Annotated in this window: 6 protein-coding genes; 2 read left to right on the top strand and 4 right to left on the bottom strand. The window is 63.0% G+C overall.

Going from position 1 to position 8,226, the window contains the following annotated elements; genetic code table 11:
- Window positions 1–564, top strand: a 564-nt coding sequence (locus NF4_RS35865; RefSeq protein ID WP_369690976.1) for a WD40 repeat domain-containing protein, incomplete at its 5' end; no start/stop codon positions are given.
- Between the two features lie 342 nt (window positions 565–906).
- A complete protein-coding gene (locus tag NF4_RS40230; RefSeq protein ID WP_063131837.1) occupies window positions 907–1,251 on the top strand; it encodes a transposase family protein in 345 nt (114 codons plus the stop codon).
- A gap of 136 nt (window positions 1,252–1,387) precedes the next feature.
- On the opposite strand, the gene NF4_RS35855 is transcribed toward NF4_RS40230, so the two are convergent.
- The 4 genes from NF4_RS35855 to NF4_RS35840 all read right to left on the bottom strand — a co-directional run bounded on the left by NF4_RS35855 (window position 1,388) and on the right by NF4_RS35840 (window position 8,036).
- Complete coding sequence (locus tag NF4_RS35855; protein WP_063131836.1) at window positions 1,388–2,977, bottom strand: carbamoyltransferase C-terminal domain-containing protein; 1,590 nt, start codon at window positions 2,975–2,977, stop codon at window positions 1,388–1,390.
- Window positions 2,978–2,993: 16 nt separating this feature from the next.
- Entirely contained in the window at window positions 2,994–5,405 is a 2,412-nt protein-coding gene (locus NF4_RS35850; protein WP_198165608.1) for an FAD-dependent oxidoreductase, read from the bottom strand.
- An 80-nt stretch (window positions 5,406–5,485) separates the two neighbouring features.
- Window positions 5,486–6,640, bottom strand: a complete 1,155-nt coding sequence (locus tag NF4_RS35845; RefSeq protein WP_063814814.1) for a polyprenyl synthetase family protein — start codon at window positions 6,638–6,640, stop codon at window positions 5,486–5,488.
- A complete protein-coding gene (locus tag NF4_RS35840) occupies window positions 6,624–8,036 on the bottom strand; it encodes a family 2B encapsulin nanocompartment shell protein (RefSeq protein WP_063131834.1) in 1,413 nt (470 codons plus the stop codon). Before NF4_RS35840 ends, NF4_RS35845 begins: the two co-directional genes overlap by 17 nt.
- Window positions 8,037–8,226 lie beyond the last annotated feature (190 nt).

Here is an 8,226-nt window from a genome sequence, read left to right as displayed (position 1 = left end):
GCGGTCGGCTTCTTCGGCACTTCAATCGAGTTGTGGGATCGCGAAGATAACCGGCCGCTCAACGACCCGTTCCCCAACACCCCGTTCCCCACCTTCCATATGAACGGAGTATCGCTGGCCTTCGATCCCGGTGGCAAGATCCTGGCTGTCGGCGCCGGCGACGGTTCGGTGTGGTTGTGGGATGTGGAAGGCAACCGGCAGTTCGGCAATCCACTCACCGGTGCCTTAATGTCCGTGGGGGCGATGGCATTCAGTCCGGACGGCAAAATCCTGGCAGTCGGCAGCAATGACGGATCGGTTCGGTTGTGGGACGTGAAAAGCCAGCGGCCGCTCGGTGACCTGTTTATCGGTCACCGGGGTCAGGTGTTGTCGGTGGTGTTCGGTCCGGACGGCAAAACGTTGGCAGCGGCAATCAACGACGCAAAGCTGGACGTGTGGGAGGTTGGTTTCACAGTCGACCCCGCAGCGTCGCTGTGCGCGTTGATCCCGACCTCGCTCACTTCCGAACTATGGGACGAGTACGTGCCACCCGATTCCGGCCCGGAGGGAAACCTGTGCCCCTGAGACTCACATGTGTGGATCCCTACCACCCTCGACGTCGAAAAGCAGGAATACGAAATCGTCGATGCCAGAACTGATGGTTCATGAGACACCGCCCTGGTGCTGCCGAAGTCAACAGGGTAATCCGTCCACTGTCGGTCCAGTTGGCTCCTGAGATAGCCGTTCTCGTGATGCAGGGTCGCGATCAGGTGGCTGCCTCTTCGAGCCGCAACCGAGCTCCTGGCATTCGGTGGTCCTTTCATTCAAGCGGCCACGCAGGTCAGCGCCAGCTACCGAGCCATCCGGCGACACCAGAATCTGCCGAGAAGCGACGTCGTAATTCGGATCTGGCCCACTTTTCGTGATATGCGTGGCCTGAGCGCGACAGGTAGCTTGGGTGTTGCGATCATTTCTGGCTGTGTGTTGATCATGTTGCGCGCCTGCTGCTTCCGCACCTGGCCGGAGTGGCCATCGAGGATGTTGCCGAGGTCGGGGGCGTGGATGTGTATCCGGGCGTCTGCGTTGGCGGCGGCTGTGGCCTGCATGTTTTGCGGGTACGAGGCGACCAGGGTGCACAGCCGGTACGGGCGCCGCTTGGCCGAGGCGCCGGTGGGTGGACGGCGGGTGGGGGTCCGAGCTCGGGTTCGGCGGTGGTTCTGCGATCTCGACACTTTCATTTTCCCACGGCGCTTGCCCACCAACAGACCCTAACGCCCTCCGCCGTCCCCCAACCATCCGCCGCGCTCAGACCACGCCTCGCCTGACCAACACCCGGAACATCGGTAACCGCCCCAGCTACACCACACCACTGGACTTGACCCACGGGGTCCCGTCACCGCGATACTGTTCATATCAACGATTGATTGGTGGGTTGCTGAATGTTTTCGAACCATTCATTACCTATAACCATGTCGGTAACGCCACGACTCTCACAATATTCAGCAAGATCGGACATATGGTTGATGAATCCATGCCCGTTGAAGTTCAAGCTCGTATTGCACAAAACACCCAGGTCTTGTCGCGCGGCTACAGCGGAGAGGAGTTTATGTAGCTGCGGGTTGTTCAGGTGGGATACAGTTTGGGCTCGGGCCGAACCATCAACGTGGGTGACAGCTTTCAGCTTCGGGTCACGCACTCGCCGAAAATACAGCATGAACGGGTCTTCGAAGGCGGCATCGAAAGCGGCGGTCAGATCTTCGACGCGGGCCACCGGTGCGATCGGCCGATAGTCTTCGCGTTGCTTGATGGCGTTGAGCCGGTCTCTGCTGGCAGGGTTCTGTGCATCGGCAAGAAGCGAGCGGTTGCCCAGTGCGCGTGGTCCGATCTCCCATCTGCCCTGGACCCAGGCTACGACCCTGCCTTCCGTCAGTACCTGAGCGAGGGCTTCGTAGTCGAGTGGGCGTCGGTGCCATTGCGCAGGATTCGGATCCTTGTCGTTGACGAAATCCGAGCCGGCATAGACACTCCACTCTATGAATGGACTACCCGTCAGCGCAGTTTGAGCATCGATAGCCGTACCGATCGCGGAACCGGAATCGTTGGGGCAGGGCGGAACGAACACTTCGGAGAAGTGACCCAATTGGCGCCACTGCTGGTTCCATTCGCAGTTCAAACCGCAGCCGCCGGAAATACGCAACGGCAGACCGGCAGGGATTTCCCGCAAAGCCACATCGGAGAAGGCGGTAAAGAGTCGTTCGGTGATAACGGCGGCGGCCGTGGTGCCGATCGGAGACGTGACTCCGGCATTGAACAGGACAGTGTCACGAAAGTCGCTCTTGGGCACTGGATAAGCGTTGGGAATACTCATCAAACGGTCGACGGCACTGCGGATCTCCTGATCGGCAGCCGAGGCATCGGAGTAAGCGGCGAGTGCCATGAGCTTGCCGGCGTCGCTCATGCGGGGCTCCCCGCCGGCGGCTGGAAAACTCGGGTCCAGTATGGCGAACAGGGCAGCGTATCTGCTACCGGGTTGTTCCATGACCTCGAACTTCTTCACGACCCGATACCCGTGGTCGACCAAGAAGAATGCACCCGTAACCCCTTCCCATACCAGGACGACCTGGAGGCGATGACGGTGCGGTGGGGCCATGCCTATTGCGCCGATGATATGAGAACGCTCATGAGTGGAGGAGAAGAATGTGACATCTTTCCCGAAGAATCGGCTCGGCCGCGTGATCATTTGCTCGGATCCGTAATAACCGGCATTCATCTCGTTCTGGATTCCGAATCTCGCCTCCCCGAATCTCAGCCAGCCTCCGACCGCAATGACATCGGGTAGCCTATCGAGGCGCTCGGCGATTCCCAGCACCGTTTCCGGAGTCAAGAAAGAGTATCGGGCAGAAGAGTCCTTCTCCGATTCGAGCGAATACAGTAGGCGACCGTTCTCGACTGCGGCTATTCCACCGTCGTGTCCGGGTTTGAAGGCGATGATCAGCATTGTCGCGATTCCTTGTTCATCGGTGAGACGCTGAATCGGCTCGATCGCAGATGTCGAGCGGGGACAGACCAGGGTAGATGTCCTGCCAGCGGTAGCGACGGCTGTGGAAGTGCCAGTACACGTAGCCGGTCATGTAGCGGTCCAGGTGCGGGCGTTGCTCGTCGGTGGCGAGATCCAGGATTCGGCGGTAGGCGGCCAGGCCGCCGTCGAAGCACCGGCGGTAGGCGACAAGGTAAGGAATGTTCTCCTGTACCGAGCGGCGATAGATCCTGCTGATGACGAAGTCCTCACCGTGCACCGCCTCCTTGTAGAAGGACAGGACGTCATTCATATCGCTGAGAAACGCATCACAGGAGCTCAGCGCCGCCGACCAGAATGCACGGTTGCGGTGGGCGCTCAAACAGGGGTCGACGAACTGAAGTGAGGTGAACCAGAACTGGCCGTAGCCGTTGAAAGTGCGGACGAAGTCACTGTCGATCTCGTCGGACACTCCCGGCGTGAACTCTGCCTCCATGAGGACACCGGTGATCCCGTTGTAGAAGAAGGTTTTGTAGACGGCGAGGAACGTCGGATCGCAGAACCGCGCGATTTCGGCGAACATGTGCTGGATGTATCCGGTGTACGGCGAGGATGCGGAGCGTCCCGCCAACATGCCGTCCCGCATGATGGCTTCGGCTTCCACGGGATCGTGGCAGCACAGATCGTCGGCGTCGAGGGTGAATACCCAGAGGCGGTCGAGGGCAAGGGCGAGCGCGTCGTCGGCAACGGGCACCAGCAGGGCGCGCATCAGCGTGAGGTCTTTGATGGTGGCAGCGGAAACGGTGATGCCGAAGGCCGCGAACTCGTCGGTGAGCTTGTCGATGTTGGCGCGAACCTGCACGAGATCCACGGTCGTGTCGAAACCCGCGCTGCGGGCGATCAATTCGTCCACCAGACCCGAGTCTAAAACGCCGGCGACCACCGCGCGGTGGTCGGCGTCGGGGATGGCGGCAAGGCCGCGGCGCCCGGAGAAGTGAAGACCGTCGAGGCCGGGCGGTCGAAGGTGTCTGATCGGAGGGCGGCCTGTCGACAGGAGAGGTCCCGCGCGGCCCTGGGGCTTGGGCCGGGACCGGTCCCGGGTTCGAATCGCGCTGTGCGCCCGCGTGGCTGCTGCTTCCTGAAAAGCCGCTTCCTCGAACAGGGGTGCGGCGTCCTTGCCGGTGAGTGCTTCCGCCGCCGCGACTCCCGAGGTGCAGCCGGCTTCGTGGAAGCCGTCGCCGTGATAGGAGCCCGCGAAGGCAAGGACGTGATCGGACAACGCGGGCAGGCGGCGTTGGGCCGCCGCGGACTGCAGGGTGATGTTCGGGTGGCGGTAGACCTCACGGGCCAGTGCACTGGCCGGGTTCACCGCAGTGCGGGGGGTGAGATGGGTCGTCCAGTACGTCGGGGACGATATCTCACCGCGCATTCGATTCAGGTTTGCGTGGGCGGTGAACAACGGCCGATCCGGGTCGGCACAGGACAGTTGGATCGAGATCGCAGCGCCGCCTGATCCGCTGGGCAGGATGTTCCTGTCCGTGTGCAGCACCGCTTCGGTCCGCGTGTAGTCGAACGCGCCGAGTACGGACCATTGCTCGGCGGTGGGCTCGGTGAGCAAGGCGAGGGCCTGCAGAGCGTGCACGGCCAACACGGCCTTGTCGAAATGGTGAATATTCCCGGCGGCGTCCCGGATGGCGACTCCGTCGCCGGTGCGGCTGACCGCGCGTACCGGTGTCGAGGTCTTGATCGAGGTCACGGTAGCGGCGATGCGCTCCAGGTAGGCCGCACTGCCTTCGGACAGTACGTACCAGGATCGCAATGCCTCGGCACCGCCGAGGAGCCCGGAGCGGTCCAGCACGTTGGTCAGATACCCGAGGGGAGTGTTCCCGAGATCCGAGGGGAGCCACACCCGCAACGGGGGGTAGACGAAGTGCTGAGCGAAGTAGGTGGAAAACTCTCCCTCGAGCAGAAACTGCTCGAGGGTGGTGTCCGGCTCGGCGTGCACGGTCTGTTGCAGGTGCGACACGAATCGTTCGGAGTTCTCGAGGCATCGGTGCCAAACGTGTTCGCTGACGCCGGGCGGGCGGCGCGGGAGGCCGGCCGGCCCCATGGCTTTGTCGCTGCGGTGGACGAATCCACACTGGGAGCACGTCACCTCCGTGGACACGTCCACCGGCTTGGTCGCGACTCCGAGGTCCTTCATCAGTCGGGTGAAGTTCGGGTAATGGATAGTGCTGAAGATCGCGAACGCCATGTCTGCAGGCCGCCCGGGGGCGGGACGCCCGGTATCGAGGTGACCGCCCAGGCTGGAGCCCGCCTCGAACACAGTGACCTCGAACTCGTTGCGTAGCAGGTAGGCCGCAGTCATACCGGACACCCCGGAGCCGATGACTGCAACACTCGGAGCCATCTGTGTTCCTTCCATGTCGTCTGGCGCGATCGGGCGCGCGTGAGCGGATGGCGGACCGATAAACTAAAACCCACGCCGATCTACAGACCAGAGGTGGTCACCGTCGCGCGTATGCCGACAGCTCGCCGTGCGGTGGCGGTGCCGAAACCGCTGGGGCGCACGGGGATCGTCGAAGCGATGTCGGTGACATCCAGTGTCGTCGTACCGGGCCCGGTCGTGTCGGGCGCAGAGCTGAGCCGTTGCGCGACGGACATCAGTTCCGCTGCGGCTCTCGGCTCCGGATTCGCCGCCCGTAGACACTCCAGGGCCGCATCGAGTTGGCGCTGCGCTTCCGCACGTGCCCAAGCGTGGCCCCCGGCCTGCTCGATGAGCTCGGCGCAGGTCCGCAGATCGGCGTCGTTGAGCGGGGCGGGGCGATGGTACAGCTGGGCCAACCGCCTGGCGGCACTGTTGCCGGTAATCAGGGCGGCCACCACTGGCAGTGACTTCTTGCGGGCACGTATGTCGGACAGTACGGGCTTGCCGGTGGTGGCCGGATCACCCCAGATGCCATGGAGATCGTCGACGAGTTGGAACGCGAGGCCGAGGTGCTCACCGAACCGGCGTAGCTGCCGGACTCGTTGTGGCGTGGCCCCGGCGGCAAGCGCGCCCAGCTCGCACGCAGCGGCGAACAATGAGCCGGTCTTGTTGGCTGCCATCTCGATGCACTCGTCGAGCCGCACGTCGGACCGGCCTTCGAACGCAGTGTCGGCGACTTGGCCGTCGACCACCCGTAGCAGTGCCGCATCGAGTCGTGGCACCCCCTCGGTGGCCAGCGGCGGCCTGTCGGCGACGAGAGCCTCGGTTGCCAGCGTTATCAGGGCGTCACCGGCGAGGATGGCTGAGGGTATGCCGTAGACCGCCCACGCGGTGGGGCGGTGGCGTCGAGTGCGGTCGGAATCTATGACGTCGTCGTGCAGTAATGAGGAGTTGTGCGCCAGTTCGACCGCGATGGCTGCGTTGGTCGCGCGTTCGGCGGTACCGCCGACGGCCCGCGCCGCGAGGATCGCCAAGGTGGGCCGCACCGCCTTGCCCACACTATCTGCCGTGGGACGACCCTGTTCGTCCCACCAGCCGAAGTGGTAGGCGACGACCCGGCGCGTCGCTGGGTTCAACCGGTCCACCGCTGCCCTCAGGCCGGGGGTGATCAGTTCACGGGCACGCGCGAAGGGGTCGGTATCAGCGGTGGGCGCCATGGGCGCTCCCGAGCTGAACGTTCTCCAGGACGCCCAGTGCGTCCGGCACCAGCACAGCCAGCGAGTAGTAGCAGGTGACCAGGTAGTTGACGATCGCCTTTTCGTCGATGCTCATGAACCGCACGCTCAGGCCTGGCTCGTACTCGTCGACCAGGCCGGTCTTGCGCAGACCGATGACACCCTGTTCCGATTCGCCGGTGCGCATCACCATGATCGACGTGGTGCGCCGATCGCTGATCGGGATTTTCGAGCAGGGATAGATGGGTACACCGCGCCATGCGGACAGTCGACTGCCGGGGACCTGGACAGTCTCCGGGGAAACGCCCTCTCGGGTGCACTCTTCGCGGAAGGCGGCAATGGCATCCGGATGGGCGAGAACGAAACCGGGATTCTTCCAGACGGTGTTGAGCAACTGATCCATGTCGTGCGGGGTAGGTGGGCCGCTCCGGGTGTAGATCCGTTGGCTGAAGTCCGCGTTGTGCAGCAGGCCGAAGTCCTTGTTGTTGACCAGCTCGTGCTCCTGGCGCTCCCGCACCGCTTCGATGGTCAGTCGGAGTTGCTGTTCGAGCTGGTCCATCGGTTCGTTGTAGAGGTCGGCAACCCGAGTGTGCACCCGAAGGATGGTCTGCGCAATGTTCAGCTCGTATTCGCGTGGCTTGAGCTCATAGTCGACGAATGTGCCCGCGATGGGAACTTCACCGCGATGACCGGACATGACCTCCACGCCGGCCTCGCCATGAGCGTTCTGCGATTTTCCTTTGGTGGCTCGATAGCGCTCCAACTGGTCGCGCAGTGCCTCGGATTGTTCGAGCAGCTCCTGAAAGGCCGACTTCGGCAGCGACAGCAGCGTGCACGCTGTGGTGGCCTTGACCGAGTACGTCCAGTCACTCTCGGGGCCGATCAATGCTTCGTTGCCGAAATAGTCACCGTCTGCGAGGATTTCCAGGGTCGATTCCTCCCTGAACTCCCCTTCGCTGAGTTTGGTGATTCGTCCGTGTGCGAGCAGATGGAGCTGGTCGGCTCGAGTACCTGCCGCTACCAACACTTCCCCGGGTTCGTACTCGTGTTGGGTGAATCTGTCGGCAAGCGCTTGCAATACGTCGGTGTCGGCGAAATTCCGCAGCCATGGGAGTTCGGTCAGCTCGGCCGGAATGACCTGTACCGCACTGCCGGTGGCGTGGAAGCTCAGTCGCCCATCGCCCAGCGTGTAGTTCAGCCGCCGGTTGACCCGGTACGCACCGCCCCTGGCCTCCACCCAAGGTAACTGGTCGAGCAGCCAGCGCGGGGTGATGCTCTGCATCTGCGGTACGGACTTGGTTGTCGACGATAGCTTGCGCGCGGCCGCGGTGCTCAGACTGAGCTGTCCGGTGCCATTGTGCCCGTCGATCTCTGGCACGACTCAACCTCCATTCACGCTGGACAGATATGGACAGGGCAGACAGTGCCACATTTGCCATTGTGTTGCAGGCGATTTGGCAGGATCAGTGCCGTGGATGCGGAGTGCGGGAACGGTGCCGCCTGGAATCACTGGGGACTGCCCTGAGTTTGGCTCTGGCCGACTTTCGGTGGTGGCTGAGGGGGTTTAG

The sequence above is a fragment of the Nocardia fusca NBRC 14340 genome (genome assembly GCF_001618425.1).
GTDB classification, from domain to species: Bacteria; Actinomycetota; Actinomycetes; order Mycobacteriales; family Mycobacteriaceae; genus Nocardia; species Nocardia fusca.
Note: the sequence above shows the minus strand (reverse complement) of the source record. Positions and strands in the feature narration are given on the sequence as shown.